Below are 15,253 nucleotides of genomic sequence, written 5' to 3'. Positions count from 1 at the left end.
GGCCGGGGTTCAGACCCCGGCCGCCCGCGCCTTCTCGTACAGCTCGGCGGCGGTGTCCTTCAGCTCGGCCGCGTCCCGCGCCTCGCTCTGGACGTCGAGGAGTATCTCCGCGTCCGGAACGATGCCGGTGTGCGCGGCGATGTCGGCCGCGATCTGGTCGGTGTCACCCTCGAACAGCGCACGGTCCGGGCCGGGTTTCGGCTTGGCGGCCACACGCGCGTTGACCCGGATGACGGTACGGACGGGCTCGGTGCGCCCGGCTTCCTCGGCCAGCTCCCGCAGGTCGCGCCACTGGGCGGCGAGCTGCTCGGGACCGTAGGCGCCGGGCAGCCAGCCGTCGGCCCGCTCCACCAGCCGTCGCATCGCCCGCCGGTTGGCCGCCGCCAGCAGGACCGGGATCGGCCGCACCGGCTTCGGGCCCACGATCGCGGAGGCGATGTCGGTGGTCTTGCCGTGATGGACGACCGGATCGGGACCCCACACCGCCCGGCACACCGCGATCACCTCGTCCAGTGCCGTGCCGCGCTCCTCGAAGGGGAGCACCCCCGCGGCCGCGTACTCGTCCAGGGACCAGCCCGTGCCGAAGCCCGCTATCACCCGCCCGCCGCTCACCGCGTCAAGGGTGGCCAGCGACTTGGCGAGCTGGAAGGGGAGGTGCAGCGGGGCGACCAGCACGCTGGAGCCCAGCTCCGCCCGCGAGGTCGCGGTGGCGGCCAGGGTGAGGGTGACCAGCGGGTCGGCCACGCCCCGGTAGTAGTCCGGCCAGGGCACACCCGGTATGCCGTACAGCCCCTGGGTGGCGGGCTCGGGGACCAGGGCCCGCTCGAAGACCCACAGGCTGTCGTAACCGATCTCCTCGGCGGCGCGTGCCACGTCGGGCACGTCCCTGCCGAGGTCGTACTGGCGCATCTGGGGAAGGCCGAGGCCGAGCCTGGTCGTCATACCGGTGCTCCTTCGCGTCGGGATGTCCCTTCAACGCGCGGGCCTCGCCCGGGTGTTCCGTAAGTCACCCGATGGAGTGACTTCAGGCCACGTCAGTCCCCGCAGTCACCCAGCGGTGTCAGCAGCATCCGCCCCGCGAAGCCGACCGCCGCGTCCAGCCGGGTGGTGAACTCCTCGGCCATGTCGCCGCAGCGGCGCAGCGCCCACAGCACCCGGGCCGCCGACCAGGTGGCGTCGCGGGCCCGCTCCAGGCTCCACGCGCCCAGCAGATGTGTGATCGGGTCGGCGATCTGGAGCAGGTCGGGACCCGGCATCAGATCCTCGCGGATGCGCTCCTCCAGCTCGGCCAGCAGCTCGCCGACCCGGTCGAACTCGTCCTCCAGCTCGGCCGGCGCGCACCCCAGCACCCGGCAGGTGTCGACCACGGCGAGCGCCAGATCGTGCCCGATATGGGCGTTGATGCCGGCCAGCGCGAACTGCAGGGGCCGTACGCCGGGGTGGCGGCGGAGCTGGAACAGCGGGCGCCAGCAGGCGGGCGGCCTGCGGTCGTCCTCGACCGCGTCCACGGCGGCGAGGTAGCGCTCCGCGAACCGGACGTCCAGTGCGGCCGCCGCGCACGGGTCCGGGAACTCCCCGGCGTCCAGCCGCCGGTCCACCTCCTCGGTGACGGTGAGGTAGACCCGGTTGAAGACGGCGACCCCGTCCTGCCCGGGAAGTGCCGCGTCGAGCGCGCGCATCCGGTTCAGGACGGCGTCGACGGGGGTGGTGGAGTATCGCGGCAGCACCATGGGGGAAGGGTGGCAGCCGCGCACCGGCCGGTGGGCCGACCGGCCCGGTGCTTCGCCGGAACGAGCGAACGCCGGGCCGGTACGCGCGCCGCTACGGCGTGCCGGGACCGTCCGCCGGCTTGTCGTACGACGAGGTGCCCTCGTCCAGCAGCGGCTGCTGCGTCTTGAGGTGGGCCGGGGCGAAGGCGCGCAGGGCGTGGTAGCCGGTGATGACGACCAGGGTGCCCAGCGCGATCCCGCTCAGCGAGAAGGTGTCGGTGAACTTCATGGTGACGTTGCCGACGCCGATGATGATGCCCGCGGCCGCCGGGACCAGGTTCAGCGGATTGCGCAGGTCCACCTTGCCGTGCAGCCAGATCTGCGCGCCGAGCAGGCCGATCATGCCGTACAGGATGACCGTGATGCCGCCGAGGACACCGCCGGGGATCGCGGCCACCACGGCGCCGAACTTGGGGCAGACGCCGAACAGCAGGGCGAAGCAGGCGGCGGCCCAGTAGGCGGCCGTGGAGTAGACGCGGGTCGCGGCCATCACGCCGATGTTCTCGGAGTAGGTGGTGTTCGGCGGGCCGCCCACGGCGGTGGAGAGCACCGAGGCGATGCCGTCCGCCGAGATCGCGGTACCGAGCTTGTCGTCCAGCGAGTCGCCGGTCATCTCGCCGACCGCCTTGACGTGGCCCGCGTTCTCCGCGACCAGCGCGATCACCACGGGCAGCGCGACCAGGATCGCCGACCACTGGAAGGTGGGCCCGTGGAAGGTGGGCAGGCCGATCCAGTCCGCCTTGGAGACGCCGGAGAGGTCCAGGCGCCAGTGGTCGGTGACCTTGCCGCTCGCGTCCGCCGAGTGGATCTTGCCGAGGGTCAGGTCGAAGATCCAGGAGATCAGGTAGCCGAACACCAGGCCCAGGAAGATGGCGATGCGCGACCAGAAACCGCGCAGGCAGACCACGGCCAGACCGGTGAACAGCATCACCAGCAGCGCCGTCCACTGGTCCTGCGGCCAGTACGTCGTCGCGGTGACCGGCGCCAGGTTGAAGCCGATCAGCATGACCACGGCGCCCGTGACGATCGGCGGCATCGCGGCGTGGATGATCCGCGCGCCGAACTTCTGCACCGCGAGACCCACCAGGAACAGCACCACGCCGACCACGAGGATCGCGCCGGTCACGGTGGCGCTGCTGCCGCCGTCCGCGCGGATCACCGCCGCCACGCCCACGAAGGACAGCGAGCAGCCCAGGTAGCTGGGGACCCGGCCGCGCGTGGCGAGCAGGAAGATCACCGTCGCCACACCCGACATCATGATCGCCAGGTTGGGGTCCAGGCCCATGAGCACGGGGGCGACGAAGGAGGCGCCGAACATCGCCACGACGTGCTGGGCGCCCAGGCCCACCGTGCGCGGCCAGGTCAGCCGTTCGTCGGGGCGTACCACCGCTCCGGGTGCGGGACTCTTCCCGTCACCGTGCAGCTTCCAGCGCACGCCGAGGTCCATGGTGGGGTTTCGCTTTCTCTGTACTGAAGAGGGTCCGCACCATTGTCAGGGGTACGAAGGTGCGCTTCGCGCCCGCGGTGCCCCTCGCGCGCCGGGAACGGGTGTCCGGGGACCCCGTCCTGACCAGGGGAGTTCCCCCTCAGAGGTCCTGAGCGGTCGCTTAGTATGGTGAGGTCCGGGGGCGTGCGCCGCCCCGCCCACCGTGCCCAGGAGCCCCGCCCGTGACCGCCGAAGCCCCGACCGCTCCCACCGTCCCGTACGGCCAACTCGTCCCCGTCGCCGTGCACTTCGACGACCTGGACGCACTCGGGCTGCTGCACAACGCCCGCTACCCGCTGCTGGTCGAGCGGGCCTGGACCGAGCTGTGGAGCGCGCGCGGGGTCCGCTTCGACGGCGACTGGGCGGCGGCCGGCGACGCCTGCAACGCGGTCCGCGAACTCGTCATCGGCTATGAGGCGCCCGTCACCCGCCCCGGCGTCTACGCAGTCCACCTCTGGCTGGACCGGCTCGGCACCACCGGCCTCACCTACGGCTTCCGGCTCTGCTCGGCCGACGGCGCCACGACCTACGCGCGCGGCACCCGCGTCCTGGTCCGGCTGGACGCGGACACGCTGCGGCCCGCGCCCTGGAGCGAGGGGTTCAGGCAGGCGGGCCGGGAACTGCTGCGGCCTGCCGGCTGACCTCGCCGCCCCCGCGCTCGGCGGTGCGCAGTACGCCCGCGAACCCGGCCAGCGCGCAGGCCAGCACGGTGACCACGACGAACGACACGGTCAGGCTGGTCGCCTCGGCCACCCCGCCGATCAGGCTCGGCGCGACCAGTCCCGAGGTGTAGGTGATGGTCGCCACGCCCGCGATGGCCTGGCTCGGGTTGGGTCCGGAGTGCCCGGCCGCCGCGAAGCACAGCGGGACGACCACCGCGATGCCGAGCCCCATCAGCGCGAAGCCGGTCATGGCCAGCGGTGGCCGGTCCGCGAGGACCACCAGCAGCCCGCCCACCCCGGCGAGCAGCCCGCCCGACCGGACCGTACGGACCGCGCCGAAGCGGTTCACCACCGCGTCCCCGGCGATCCGGGCGACGGCCATGGTCAGCATGAACCCGGTCGTGGTGGCCGCCGCCAGGCCCGGCGAGCCGTCCAGCCGGTCCCGCAGGAACACCGCCGACCAGTCCAGGCTCGCCCCCTCGGCGAACACCGCGCAGAAGCCGACCGCGCCGATCAGCAGGGCCGAGCGGGGCGGCAGCGCGAACCTCGGCGGCGGCTCCTCGTCCTCGGCGGGCTGTACGTCCAGCACCCAGGCGCAGGCCAGCTGGCCGAGCAGGGTGAGCACGGCGGCGGCCAGCAGATGGTGCAGCCGGGCGTCCGAGCCGAGATGCGCGGCCAGCGTGCCCGCCGCCGAGCCGATCAGCGCGCCCGTGCTCCACATGCCGTGCAGTCCCGACATGATCGACTTCCCGAGCAGCCGCTCGACCTCCACCCCGAGCGCGTTCATCACCACGTCCGCCATGCCGGAGGCGGCGCCGTAGGCGAACATCCCCAGGCACAGCGTGAGCAGGTTCGGCGCCAGCGAGGGCAGTACCAGCGAGAGCGTCCACAGCGCGAGCAGCCCGCGCAGGGCCGTACGGCTGCCGAAGCGGTGGCTGATCCGGCCCGCCAGCGGCATCGCGACGGAGGCCCCGAGCGCCGTGAAGGCGAGCGCGAAGCCCAGCTGTCCCGCGCTGAGCCCCGCGTGCTCCTGGATCCACGGCACGCGGGTGGCGAACGATCCCGTCACCGCGCCGTGCACGGCGAACACGGCGGCCACGGCGTACCGGGCGCGCCTGACCTCCCCGGCCGGCCGGCTCACGTCACCCATTGTCACGTCCCTCCCCAGGGAGTCGCTCGCTGTACCGTCCTCGGCACCCGCGCAAACTATCAGGGACCCTGCCTGATAGATAGAGTGCGTCCAGTGGCCCGTCTCTGGGAGGATTCCCGTCATGCCCGCATCACCGAGCACCGCACGGGCCATCAACGACCGGCTCGCCCTGCGGCTGTTGCAGCAGGAGGGCCCGCTGACGGCGGGACAGCTCAAGCAGCTCACCGGCTTGTCCCGGCCCACCGTGAGCGACCTCGTCGAGCGCCTCACCGTCTCCGGCCTGATCCGGGTGGTGGGGGAGTCGGGCGAGCAGCGCCGGGGCCCCAACGCCCGGCTGTACGGCATCGCCGCCGACCGCGCCCATCTGGCCGCCCTCGACGTGCGCACCGGGGGCGTGCTGGTGCTCGTCTCCGACCTGGTCGGGCGGGTGCTGGCGGAGGTGGCGGTGCCCATCGACGCGGGGAGCGGCACCGGACCCGCCGTCGAGCAGGCGGTCGCGGCCGTGGAGGAGGCGGCGCGGAAGGCGGGGCCGGACGCGTGGGCGGGGCTGCACACCGTCGGTATCGGCGCGCCCGGTCTGGTCGACCCCGCCACCGGTGACCTGCGCGACTCCAGCGGGCTGCCCGCCTGGCACCGCAGCCTGGTCGCCGCACTTCAGTGGCGGCTGCCGAAGGCGCGGGTCACCGTCGAGAACGAGACCAACCTCGCGGCCGTCGCCGAGCAGCGCGAGGGTGCCGCCCGGGACCGGGACACCTTCGTGCTGCTGTGGCTCGGGCACGGGGTCGGCGCCGCCGTCGTCCTCGACGGCCGTCTGCGCCGGGGCGCCTCCGGCGGCACCGGCGAGATCGGCTTCCTGCCCGTCCCCGGCACCGGCTCGCTGCCCTCGGCGACCGACTGCGACGGCGGCTTCCACGCCCTCGCGGGCGCCGCCGCGATCGGCGCCCTCGCCCGCGAGCACGGCCTCCGGGTCGAGGGCCCGCCGGACGGTCCGGGCGCGGCGCGGCTGGTCGCGCGGGCGGTGACCGCAGGGGAGGGCCCCGCCGTCCGCTTCCTCGACACCCTGGCCGACCGCATCGCCATCGGCACCGCCGCCGTCACCGCCATCCTCGACCCCGGCTGCGTGGTCCTCGGCGGCGAGGTCGGCCAGGCCGGCGGCGAGTCCCTCGCGGCCCGGGTCGGCGCCCGCCTGAACCGCATGTCCCCCCTCCCCACCGAGGTCCGCCCCGGCACCCTCGGCGGCGCGGCCGTCCTGCGCGGTGCCCTCCTGACGGCCCGCGACCGGGCGCAGGACGAACTGTTCGCGCCGTAGGTTCAGCCGAACCGCCGCGCCAGGTACTCCTCGAACGTGCCCTTGCCCACCGCCTGTTCCGGGGTCAGGTGGCCGCCCGTGCGGAAGGCGTCGTAGGTGCGGCCGAAGAGGGGGACCTCCAGCAGGCGGCGGTGTCTGCCCGTGGCGTTCAGGTAGGCGCGGGCCAGGGAGGGGACGGAGCGGATCTCGGGGCCGCCCAGGTCGGGGACGCGGCCCGCGGGGGAGGCGAGGGCCAACTCCGCGAGCCGGGCGGCCACTTCGGAGACCTCCACCGGCTGGTCGGACAGCGCGGCCGGGAGGAGGGCCAGCGGGGGTGCGGTGAGTCTGCTGAGGAAGGTGACCATCAGGTCGTGGAACTGGGTCGCGCGCAGCACCGTCCAGCCGAGTCCGGACTCCTCGATCCGCCGCTCCACCGCGAGCTTGGCCCGGTAGTACTGCAGCGGCACCCGGTGCACGCCGACGATGGAGATGTACACCAGGTGGGCCACCCCGGCCCGCCGCGCGGCCGCGATCAGCTGGGCCGCGGCCTTCTCGTCGCCGCCGTTGGGGGAACTGGCGCAGTGCACCACGGTGTCCACTCCGGCCAGCGCCGCGTCCAGCGCGGGTCCGCCCCGGCGGAGATCGGCCGCGTACGGCTCGCTGTGCCGGCTGAGCACCCGTACCTCGCGGCCGTCCGCCCGGAGCTTGTCCGTCACCGGCCGGCCGAGTGTGCCGGTACCGCCCGTCACCAGGGTCGTGGTCATGCCGCTCGCCTTCCCGAAGGTCCGGGGCGGCCCGTTCGGCACGCCCCGTGAACCAGGACGGCGCGGGCCCCGGCGGATGTGACATGCGGCTTGGGGTGACCCGGCGGCGGGCAAGGGCCTTCGTCACCGCCGCCGGGTCCGGTCGCACCATAAAAGGACTAGACCACTCCGGTCAATAGGTCCGGACCAAGCTGAATTCCCTTGTGATGTGCGGGTGTTGTGCCGGGTGTCCACCCGGCTGGTGCGCCTGTGAGGCAGCCCACACCGGTCCCCTGTATGGCCGACCGGCGGGCGTGGCAGACTTGCGGTGTACCAGAAGCAGCGCACTCCGGGGTCGGTGAAAGTCCGAACCGGCGGTTACAGTCCGCGACCCGGTCGCTTCCAGCGGCCGGTTGACCAGGTGAAATTCCTGGACCGACGGTTAAAGTCCGGATGGGAGGCAGTGCGCGGCGGGCGGGCATCACCATGCGCGCCGCCGTATTCAGGTCTCGTCCCTCGGGACGGGTCCCTCTCGGCGTCGTGACTCAGGTGCATTCCCCTCGTCCATGCCGTCGTCATCGACCGGCCCCCGGAGTCCGTGCCCGAAGAGGCAGGAGGACCGGGGACGTGTTCACCGGAATCGTGGAAGAGCTGGGCGAGGTCACCGCCGTCGAGAACCTCGGCGACGCCTCCCGTTTCCGGCTCCGTGGCCCCGTCGTCACCGAAGGCGCGCGGCACGGGGACTCCATCGCCGTCAACGGCGTCTGTCTCACCGTGGTCGACCACGAGGGTGACGAGTTCACCGCCGACGTCATGGCCGAGACCCTCAAGCGCTCCAGCCTCGGCGCCCTCGCCGTCGGCTCCCGCGTCAACCTCGAACGCCCCACCGCCGTCGGCGCCCGCCTCGGCGGCCACATCGTGCAGGGCCACGTCGACGGCTCCGGCGAGGTGCTCGCCCGTACCCCGTCCGAGCACTGGGAGATCGTGAAGATCTCGCTGCCCGCCACCCTCTCCCGCTACGTCGTGGAGAAGGGCTCCATCACGGTCGACGGCATCAGCCTCACCGTGGTCGAGGCGGGACCCGACTTCTTCACCGTCAGCCTCATCCCCACCACGCTCGCGCTGACCACGCTCGGCCACAAGCAGCCCGGCGACCCGGTCAACCTCGAGGTCGACGTCATCGCCAAGTACGTCGAGCGGCTGCTCGCCGCCGGACAGGAGGCAGGCGCGTGAACTCGCTCAACACCGAGGCGTTCACCCTGTTCGGCCAGCACATCCTCTGGTCGGACATGACCGGCAACCTCTTCGGCCTGGCCGCCCTCGCCCTCGGCTGGCGCCGGTCCCTCCTGACCTGGCCGGTTCAGCTCGTCTCCGGCCTGATCCTCTTCGCCGCCTTCTACGGCCACCTCGCCGGCAGCGCGGGCAAGCAGGTCGTCGTCATGGCCGTCGCCGTCTACGGCTTCTGGCAGTGGAGCCGCAACCGCGGCAAGGCCGCCGACGGCCACATCGCCCCCCGCTTCGCCACCTGGCGCGAACGCGCCGTCATGATCGCGGCGGCCGCCGCCGGCACCGTCGCCGTCGCGCTGCTCTTCACCGCGTACCCGTCGCTGTCCTGGGACCCCTGGCCGGACGCCTACATCTTCGTCGGCACCATCGTCGCCATGTACGCCCAGGCCAAGGGCATGGTCGAGTTCTGGATCGCCTGGCTGCTCGTCGACGTGGTCGGCGTCCCGCTCAACTTCGCAGGCGGCTACGCCTTCTCCGGCTTCGTCTACGTGATCTACGGCGCGCTCGTCCTGTGGGGCATGCGCGACTGGTGGCTGCGCTCCCGCGAGAACGCGCGGCCCGTCCTGGAAGGAACGCCCGCATGACCTCGGCACCCCCGCTGCACCCCGGTGACAGCATCGAAGACCTCCGCCTCGACCCCGTCGAGCAGGCCGTCGCCGACATCGCCGCGGGCCGCCCCGTGGTGGTCGTGGACGACGAGGACCGCGAGAACGAGGGCGACCTCGTCATTGCCGCCGAGAAGGTCACCCCCGAGATCGTCGCCTTCATGATGAGCGAGTGCCGGGGCCTGATCTGCGCCCCCATGGAGGGCGCCGAACTCGACCGGCTGAACCTGCCGCAGATGGTCGAGGACAACACCGAGTCGATGAAGACCGCCTTCACCGTCTCCGTGGACGCCTCGCCCGCGCACGGCGTGACCACCGGCATCTCCGCCACCGACCGCGCCACCACCCTGAAGCTGCTGGCGAGCGGCACCGCCCGGCCGGCCGACCTGGTCCGCCCCGGCCACATCTTCCCGCTGCGCGCCCGCGAGGGCGGCGTCCTGGTCCGCGACGGCCACACCGAGGCCGCCGTCGACCTCGCCCGCCTCGCCGGACTCCGCCCCGCCGGAGCCATCGTGGAGATCGCCGGCGAGGACGGCCGCATGCTGCGGCTGCCCGAGCTGATCCCGTTCGCCCGCAAGCACGGGCTGACGATCATCTCCATCGCCGACCTCGTCGCCCATCTCCGCACCCCGGAGACCGCCGGTGAACAGGCCGTGGCAGCCGTCGCGCCCACCGTCCGCCGCGAGGCCGAGACCAGCCTGCCCACCCGGCACGGCACCTTCACCGCCTACGGCTACCGGGCCCCCGACGGCGTCGAACACGTCGCCCTCGTCCACGGCGACCTCGGCGACGGCACCGGCGTACTCGCCCGCGTCCACTCCGAGTGCCTCACCGGCGACGTCTTCGCCTCCCTGCGCTGCGACTGCGGCCCCCAGCTCGACGCCGCCCTCGACCGCATCCACGCCGAGGGCCGGGGCGTCGTCGTCTACCTGCGCGGCCACGAGGGACGCGGCATCGGCCTGCTGTCCAAGCTGCGCGCCTACGAACTCCAGGAGCGCGGCCGGGACACCCTCGACGCCAACCTGGAGCTCGGTCTGCCCGCCGACGCCCGCGACTACGCGGCCGGCGCCCAGATCCTGGCCGACCTCGGCGTGCGCGACGTACGCCTGATGACCAACAACCCCGACAAGACCGAGGCGCTCACCCGGCACGGCATCCAGGTCAGCGGCCGCGAGCCGATGCCGGTCCACGCCGACGAGCACAACGTCCGGTACCTGCGCACCAAGCGCGACCGGATGGGCCACGACCTGCCCTGGCTGGACACCCCCGCCGTGTCCACCTGCGGCAACCAGTAAGCGATCCAGCAAGCGACACAGAGCGAACAGCGCGAAGGAGCAACGTGAGCGGCAAGGGTGCACCGGAGATCTCCGTACGCAGCAACGTCAGCGACCTCAGGGTCGCCGTCATCGCGGCGCAGTGGCACGACAAGGTGATGGACGGTCTGGTGAACGGCGCCCTGCGCGCCCTGCACGACCTGGGGATCGACGAGCCGACCCTGATCAGGGTCCCGGGCAGCTTCGAACTCCCCGTCGCCGCCAAGGTCCTGGCCGACCGCGGCTACCACGCCGTGGTCGCCCTCGGTGTCGTCATCCGCGGCGGCACCCCCCACTTCGACTATGTGTGCCAGGGCGTCACCCAGGGCCTCACCCAGGTCTCGGTGCAGACCGGCGTCCCCGTCGGCTTCGGCGTCCTCACCTGCGACACCGAGGAGCAGGCCCTGGACCGGGCCGGCATCGAGGGCTCCAGCGAGGACAAGGGCCACGAGGCGGTCACCGCGGCCGTGGCCACGGCCGCCACGCTCCGTTCGGTCTCCGAACCCTGGCACTGAGACCCCGCCCGGACCGCGTAGGCTGAGGACCACCATGTCCAATAAGACGTTCGAGGAGCTCTTCACCGAGCTCCAGCACAAGGCAGCCACCGGCGACCCCGCCACCTCCCGCACCGCCGAACTGGTGGGCAAGGGCGTCCATGCCATCGGCAAGAAGGTCGTCGAGGAGGCCGCCGAGGTCTGGATGGCCGCCGAGTACGAGGGCAAGGAAGCCGCCGCCGAGGAGATCTCGCAGCTGCTCTACCACGTCCAGGTGATGATGGTCGCCCGCGGAATCTCGCTGGACGACGTCTACGCCCATCTGTGATCCGTCGCCCCGTCACCCCGCCCACCGCACCACCCCCGTCACACGAAGGAAGCCGACCTCATGCTGCGCATCGCCGTCCCCAACAAGGGTTCCCTGTCCGGACCTGCGGGGGACATGCTGCATGAGGCCGGCTACCGGCAGCGGCGGGAGTCCAAGGAACTGCGCACCGTGGACCCGGTGAACGAGGTCGAGTTCTTCTACCTCCGCCCCCGGGACATCGCGATCTACGTCTCCTCCGGACAGCTCGACATCGGCATCACCGGCCGGGACCTGCTGATCGACTCCGGCGCCGGCGCCGAGGAGATCCTCCCGCTCGGCTTCGCCCGCTCCACCTTCCACTTCGCCGCCCGCCCCGGCACCTTCGCGGGCACCGCCGACCTCAAGGGCCGCACGGTCGCCACCTCCTACGAGGGCATCGTCGCCCGCCACCTCGCGGACAACGCCATCGACGCCTCCGTGGTCCACCTCGACGGCGCGGTGGAGACCGCGATCGAGCTGGGCGTGGCCGAGATCATCGCCGACGTGGTGGAGACCGGCACCTCGCTGCGCAACGCCGGGCTCGAGGTGTTCGGCGAGCCCATCATGAAGTCCGAGGCCGTCGTCATCCGCCGCACCGGCGCCGACACCGACGAGCCCAAGGTCCAGCAGTTCCTCCGCCGCCTCCAGGGCGTCCTGGTCGCGCGGACCTACGTGATGATGGACTACGACTGCCGCGTGGAGCAGCTGGAGAAGGCCGTCGCGCTCACGCCGGGCCTGGAGTCCCCGACCGTCTCCCCGCTGCACAACGAGGGCTGGGTCGCCGTGCGCGCCATGGTCCCCACCAAGGATGCCCAGCGGATCATGGACGACCTCTACGCCATCGGCGCGCGGGCCATCCTGACCACGGCCATCCACGCCTGCCGTCTCTGAGGAACCGCGAGTCAGATGTCCGAGCCGTCCCAGCCCCCCGCCCCGCCCGCCCTCCCGGTCACCTTCCGGCCGGAACGCACCCGGGTGATCCTGCTCACCGCCGGGCTGGCGATCTTCCTGGTCGTCGCCGCCGTCGCCCTGCTGCTCGACCTGGGGCCGGGGGAGCGCCTCACCTTCATCGTCACCGGGGCCCTGATGGCCTGGGTGCTGGCCCGGCTGGGCCGGGTGAAGGTGGTCGCCGAGGAGTCCGGCGTCACGGTCGTCAACATCGCGGGCAGCCGCAAGCTGGCCTGGGCCGAGATCGTCGGGGTCAACCTGCGCGTGGGGGACCCCTGGGTGTTCCTCGACCTCAGCGACGGCACCAGCCTGGCCGCGCTCGGCATCCAGCCCGGCGTCGCCAAGCAGCGCGCCATCGCCGACGCGCGCAGCCTGCGCACTCTGGTGGAGCAGCAGGCGCCGCGCGATCCCGAGTTCCCCCGGAGCTGAGGCCCGAAGCGGCCTCCGGGACCCCCCGGGGTCCCGGATCGGGGGCCATTCAGGGGCGGTCACCCTTGCCGCACCTGCCCCGGTCTTGACTAATCTGTTGGCGGAGGCGTTTTTCCACATGCCTCCGCCTCCGTCGTGCCACGCCCGGCGCGCGGAGGTTTTCCCTGCTATCCGAGGAGTGACCCTCTCCGGCGATGGACGGATCGTCCTGTAGTACCTGCGCCGCCCCCAGCCGACATACCGCGGACCACCCGGTCCACGGGCACGCGGAGGCGGCGGCATCATGAGCATCCCCCTGCTGCTCCTCGGAGCGGCCTTCCTGCTGATCCTGGCCAACGGGTTCTTCGTGGCCGCCGAGTTCGGCCTCGTCACCGTCGAGCGCCAGGACGCCGAGCAGGCCGCGGCCGAGGGCGACAAGCGCGCCCGTACGGTCGTGGAGTCGCTGAAGGAACTCTCCTTCCAGCTCTCCGGCACCCAGCTCGGCATCACCATCACCTCGCTCGTCGTCGGCATGCTCGCCGAACCGGCCCTCGCGGACCTGCTCGGCGGCCCGCTCGGCGCGCTCGGCATCCCCGAGGGCGCGGCATCCGGCATCGCGGTGGTGGTCGGCATGCTGCTGGCCTCCGCGATCCAGATGGTCGTCGGTGAGCTGGTCCCCAAGAACTGGGCGGTCTCCAAGCCGCTCCAGGTCGCGGGGTTCGTCGCGGGTCCGCAGCGCGTGTTCTCCCGGCTGTTCCGGCCGGTGATCTCCGTGCTCAACACGGTCGCCAACCGGCTGGTGCGCGCCCTGGGCGTCGAGCCCGCCGACGAGCTGGCCTCCGCCCGCACCCCCGGCGAACTGGTCTCCCTGGCCCGGCACTCCGCGCGGGCCGGGGCCCTGGAGCAGGACACGGCCGACCTGTTCGTCCGCACCCTGTCCCTCGGCGACCTGACCGCGCAGCACGTCATGACCCCGCGGGTGAAGGTCAGCGCGCTCCAGGACTCGGCCACCGCCGAGGACGTCGTCAACCTCACCCGGGCCACCGGCCTGTCCCGCTTCCCCGTCTACCGGGACAAGATCGACGAGATCGTCGGCATGGTCCACCTCAAGGACGCCCTCGCCGTCCCGGCCGCCGAACGCCTGCGCACCCCGGTCGCCCGGATCGCCGGCAAGGCACTGCTGGTCCCCGAGACCCTGCCGGTGCGCCCCCTGCTGACCCGGCTGCGCAGCGAGCAGCCCATCGCGGTCGTCGTCGACGAGTACGGCGGCACCGCGGGCGTGGTCACGCTGGAGGACATCGTCGAGGAACTGGTCGGCGAGGTCCGCGACGAGCACGACCGCCAGGTGGTGCCCGAGGTCGCGCCCGCCCCGCCCGAGGACGGCCGACCCGCGTGGGACGTGGACGGCGGCTGCCGAGTCGACGTCCTCACCCGCATCGGCCTGGACGCCCCCGAGGGCCCCTACGAGACCGTCGCCGGGCTCGTGGCCGACCTGCTCGGCCGTATCCCGGCCCCCGGCGACCGGGCCGAACTGCCCGGCTGGCGGCTCTCCGTGCGCCAGGTCCGCCACTACCGCGCCGAGCGCGTCCGCCTGGTCCGGACGGCGCCCGCCGCCCAGCAGACGGAGGCCGCCCGATGAGCGTCGTCCAACTCCTCTTCGCCGCGCTGCTCGTGCTCGCCAACGGATTCTTCGTCGGCGCCGAGTTCGCGCTCGTCTCCGTCCGGCGCAGCCAGATCGAGCCGGTCGGCACCGCGCGCGCCCGCCAGGTGCTGCACGGTCTGGAGCGGCTGCCGCAGATGATGGCGGCCGCCCAGTTCGGCATCACCGTCTGCTCGCTGACCCTGGGCGCGGTGGCCGAGCCGACCGTGGCCCATCTGCTGGAGCCGGTGTTCGAGGCCGTCCATGTCCCCGAGGGTGTGATCCACCCGCTGGGCTATGTGATCGCGCTGGCCGCGGTGGTCTTCTTCCACCTGGTCATCGGTGAGATGGTGCCGAAGAACCTGGCCATGGCCGCGCCGGAGAAGGCCGCGCTGTGGCTGGGCCCCGGCCTGGTGTACTTCGCCCGGATCTGCAAGCCCGTCACCGTGGCGCTCGGCGCCTGTGCGCAGGGCATCCTGCGGCTGTTCCGGGTCGAGCCCAAGGACGAGGTCGAGGCCGTCGTCACCAGCGAGCAGCTCAACCGCCTGCTGGAGGACTCCGGCCAGGCCGGGCTGCTCGACCCGGAGGCGCAGGAGCGCCTGGAGGACGCGCTGGAGCTGGGCTCCCGCCCGGTCACCGACGTCCTGCTCAAGCGCGAGACCCTCGTCACGGTGCCGCCCTCGGTGACCCCGGGCGAGATCGTCGAGCTGACCGCGCGCACCGGCTACTCCCGCTTCCCGGTGGCCGCCGGGACCGGCGCGTTCATGGGGTACGTGCATGTGAAGGACGTCCTCGACCTGGAGGACTCCGACCGCGCCGTGCCGCAGCACGTGTGGCGTCCGATGGCCACGATGCGGGCGGAACTCCCGCTGGACGACGCGCTGACCGTCATGCGCCGGGCCGCCACGCATCTGGCCCAGGTGGCGGACGCCTCCGGCCGGGTGCTGGGCCTGGTCGCGCTGGAGGACGCGCTGGAGCTGCTGGTGGGCGAGGTGCACGACCCGGCCCACCCGGACACCCCGGAGCCCGCGCCGAGGACGGAACCGGTGCCGGTGCGCCCGGCCCCGGCCCGGCCGCGCAAGAGCGGGGACCCGGAGCAGGCACTGGCCACCTAG

General features: G+C 72.8%; 16 protein-coding genes and 1 riboswitch. Of the genes, 11 read left to right on the top strand and 5 right to left on the bottom strand.

Annotated elements, in window-relative coordinates:
- Positions 1–9 precede the first annotated feature (9 nt).
- The 3 genes from D0Z67_RS04160 to D0Z67_RS04150 all read right to left on the bottom strand — a co-directional run bounded on the left by D0Z67_RS04160 (position 10) and on the right by D0Z67_RS04150 (position 3,216).
- Positions 10–942, bottom strand: coding sequence for a TIGR03619 family F420-dependent LLM class oxidoreductase (locus D0Z67_RS04160; protein ID WP_031180199.1), 933 nt, complete (start codon positions 940–942; stop codon positions 10–12).
- Positions 943–1,034: 92 nt separating this feature from the next.
- A complete protein-coding gene (locus tag D0Z67_RS04155; protein WP_031180200.1) occupies positions 1,035–1,730 on the bottom strand; it encodes a DUF5995 family protein in 696 nt (231 codons plus the stop codon).
- A 91-nt stretch (positions 1,731–1,821) separates the two neighbouring features.
- Complete coding sequence (locus tag D0Z67_RS04150) at positions 1,822–3,216, bottom strand: uracil-xanthine permease family protein (RefSeq protein ID WP_031180201.1); 1,395 nt, start codon at positions 3,214–3,216, stop codon at positions 1,822–1,824.
- Positions 3,217–3,437: 221 nt separating this feature from the next.
- Between D0Z67_RS04150 and D0Z67_RS04145 the strand changes: the two genes are divergently transcribed.
- A complete protein-coding gene (locus D0Z67_RS04145; protein WP_031180202.1) occupies positions 3,438–3,896 on the top strand; it encodes an acyl-CoA thioesterase in 459 nt (152 codons plus the stop codon).
- Here the strand turns inward: D0Z67_RS04145 and D0Z67_RS04140 are convergent.
- On the bottom strand, positions 3,856–5,067 hold the full coding sequence (locus D0Z67_RS04140) for an MFS transporter (protein ID WP_031180203.1): 1,212 nt from the start codon (positions 5,065–5,067) through the stop codon (positions 3,856–3,858). The two genes, D0Z67_RS04145 and D0Z67_RS04140, sit on opposite strands and share 41 nt — an antisense overlap.
- A gap of 121 nt (positions 5,068–5,188) precedes the next feature.
- On the opposite strand from D0Z67_RS04140, the gene D0Z67_RS04135 reads away from it, so the two are divergent.
- Positions 5,189–6,376 carry an ROK family transcriptional regulator gene (locus tag D0Z67_RS04135; protein ID WP_031180204.1) on the top strand — a complete coding sequence of 396 codons (1,188 nt, stop codon included), beginning with the start codon at positions 5,189–5,191 and terminating at the stop codon, positions 6,374–6,376.
- Between the two features lie 2 nt (positions 6,377–6,378).
- Here D0Z67_RS04135 and D0Z67_RS04130 read toward each other — a convergent pair whose 3' ends face one another.
- Complete coding sequence (locus D0Z67_RS04130) at positions 6,379–7,119, bottom strand: SDR family oxidoreductase (RefSeq protein ID WP_031180205.1); 741 nt, start codon at positions 7,117–7,119, stop codon at positions 6,379–6,381.
- A gap of 319 nt (positions 7,120–7,438) precedes the next feature.
- Positions 7,439–7,569: riboswitch (FMN riboswitch) on the top strand.
- 156 nt (positions 7,570–7,725) lie between these two features.
- On the opposite strand from D0Z67_RS04130, the gene D0Z67_RS04125 reads away from it, so the two are divergent.
- From D0Z67_RS04125 to D0Z67_RS04085, 9 genes are all read left to right on the top strand, one after another.
- A complete protein-coding gene (locus D0Z67_RS04125; RefSeq protein ID WP_031180206.1) occupies positions 7,726–8,331 on the top strand; it encodes a riboflavin synthase in 606 nt (201 codons plus the stop codon).
- Positions 8,328–8,969: a nicotinamide mononucleotide transporter family protein gene (locus tag D0Z67_RS04120; RefSeq protein ID WP_031180207.1), complete on the top strand. Its 642-nt coding sequence runs from the start codon at positions 8,328–8,330 to the stop codon at positions 8,967–8,969. Before D0Z67_RS04125 ends, D0Z67_RS04120 begins: the two co-directional genes overlap by 4 nt.
- Positions 8,966–10,285, top strand: a complete 1,320-nt coding sequence (locus D0Z67_RS04115; protein ID WP_031180208.1) for a bifunctional 3,4-dihydroxy-2-butanone-4-phosphate synthase/GTP cyclohydrolase II — start codon at positions 8,966–8,968, stop codon at positions 10,283–10,285. The genes D0Z67_RS04120 and D0Z67_RS04115 overlap by 4 nt, the downstream gene beginning before the upstream one ends.
- Positions 10,286–10,329: 44 nt before the next feature.
- A complete protein-coding gene (ribH, locus tag D0Z67_RS04110; RefSeq protein WP_031180209.1) occupies positions 10,330–10,818 on the top strand; it encodes a 6,7-dimethyl-8-ribityllumazine synthase in 489 nt (162 codons plus the stop codon).
- A 34-nt stretch (positions 10,819–10,852) separates the two neighbouring features.
- A complete protein-coding gene (locus D0Z67_RS04105) occupies positions 10,853–11,125 on the top strand; it encodes a phosphoribosyl-ATP diphosphatase (RefSeq protein ID WP_006378313.1) in 273 nt (90 codons plus the stop codon).
- A 60-nt stretch (positions 11,126–11,185) separates the two neighbouring features.
- Complete coding sequence (gene hisG / locus D0Z67_RS04100; protein WP_031180210.1) at positions 11,186–12,034, top strand: ATP phosphoribosyltransferase; 849 nt, start codon at positions 11,186–11,188, stop codon at positions 12,032–12,034.
- 15 nt (positions 12,035–12,049) lie between these two features.
- A complete protein-coding gene (locus tag D0Z67_RS04095; protein WP_031180211.1) occupies positions 12,050–12,520 on the top strand; it encodes a PH domain-containing protein in 471 nt (156 codons plus the stop codon).
- Between the two features lie 283 nt (positions 12,521–12,803).
- Positions 12,804–14,138, top strand: coding sequence for a hemolysin family protein (locus D0Z67_RS04090; RefSeq protein ID WP_031180212.1), 1,335 nt, complete (start codon positions 12,804–12,806; stop codon positions 14,136–14,138).
- Entirely contained in the window at positions 14,135–15,253 is a 1,119-nt protein-coding gene (locus tag D0Z67_RS04085) for a hemolysin family protein (protein WP_031180213.1), read from the top strand. The genes D0Z67_RS04090 and D0Z67_RS04085 overlap by 4 nt, the downstream gene beginning before the upstream one ends.

It is taken from the genome of Streptomyces seoulensis, from assembly GCF_004328625.1.
GTDB classification, from domain to species: domain Bacteria; phylum Actinomycetota; class Actinomycetes; order Streptomycetales; family Streptomycetaceae; genus Streptomyces; species Streptomyces seoulensis.
Note: the sequence above shows the minus strand (reverse complement) of the source record. Positions and strands in the feature narration are given on the sequence as shown.

Coding starts and splice junctions, on each gene's coding strand:
- D0Z67_RS04160 (WP_031180199.1), bottom strand. CDS start 942: ATGACGACCAGGCTCGGCCTCGGCCTTCCCCAGATGCGCCAGTACGAC.
- D0Z67_RS04155 (WP_031180200.1), bottom strand. CDS start 1,730: ATGGTGCTGCCGCGATACTCCACCACCCCCGTCGACGCCGTCCTGAAC.
- D0Z67_RS04150 (WP_031180201.1), bottom strand. CDS start 3,216: ATGGACCTCGGCGTGCGCTGGAAGCTGCACGGTGACGGGAAGAGTCCC.
- D0Z67_RS04140 (WP_031180203.1), bottom strand. CDS start 5,067: ATGGGTGACGTGAGCCGGCCGGCCGGGGAGGTCAGGCGCGCCCGGTAC.
- D0Z67_RS04135 (WP_031180204.1), top strand. CDS start 5,189: ATGCCCGCATCACCGAGCACCGCACGGGCCATCAACGACCGGCTCGCC.
- D0Z67_RS04130 (WP_031180205.1), bottom strand. CDS start 7,119: ATGACCACGACCCTGGTGACGGGCGGTACCGGCACACTCGGCCGGCCG.
- D0Z67_RS04115 (WP_031180208.1), top strand. CDS start 8,966: ATGACCTCGGCACCCCCGCTGCACCCCGGTGACAGCATCGAAGACCTC.
- D0Z67_RS04105 (WP_006378313.1), top strand. CDS start 10,853: ATGTCCAATAAGACGTTCGAGGAGCTCTTCACCGAGCTCCAGCACAAG.
- hisG (WP_031180210.1), top strand. CDS start 11,186: ATGCTGCGCATCGCCGTCCCCAACAAGGGTTCCCTGTCCGGACCTGCG.
- D0Z67_RS04095 (WP_031180211.1), top strand. CDS start 12,050: ATGTCCGAGCCGTCCCAGCCCCCCGCCCCGCCCGCCCTCCCGGTCACC.
- D0Z67_RS04090 (WP_031180212.1), top strand. CDS start 12,804: ATGAGCATCCCCCTGCTGCTCCTCGGAGCGGCCTTCCTGCTGATCCTG.
- D0Z67_RS04085 (WP_031180213.1), top strand. CDS start 14,135: ATGAGCGTCGTCCAACTCCTCTTCGCCGCGCTGCTCGTGCTCGCCAAC.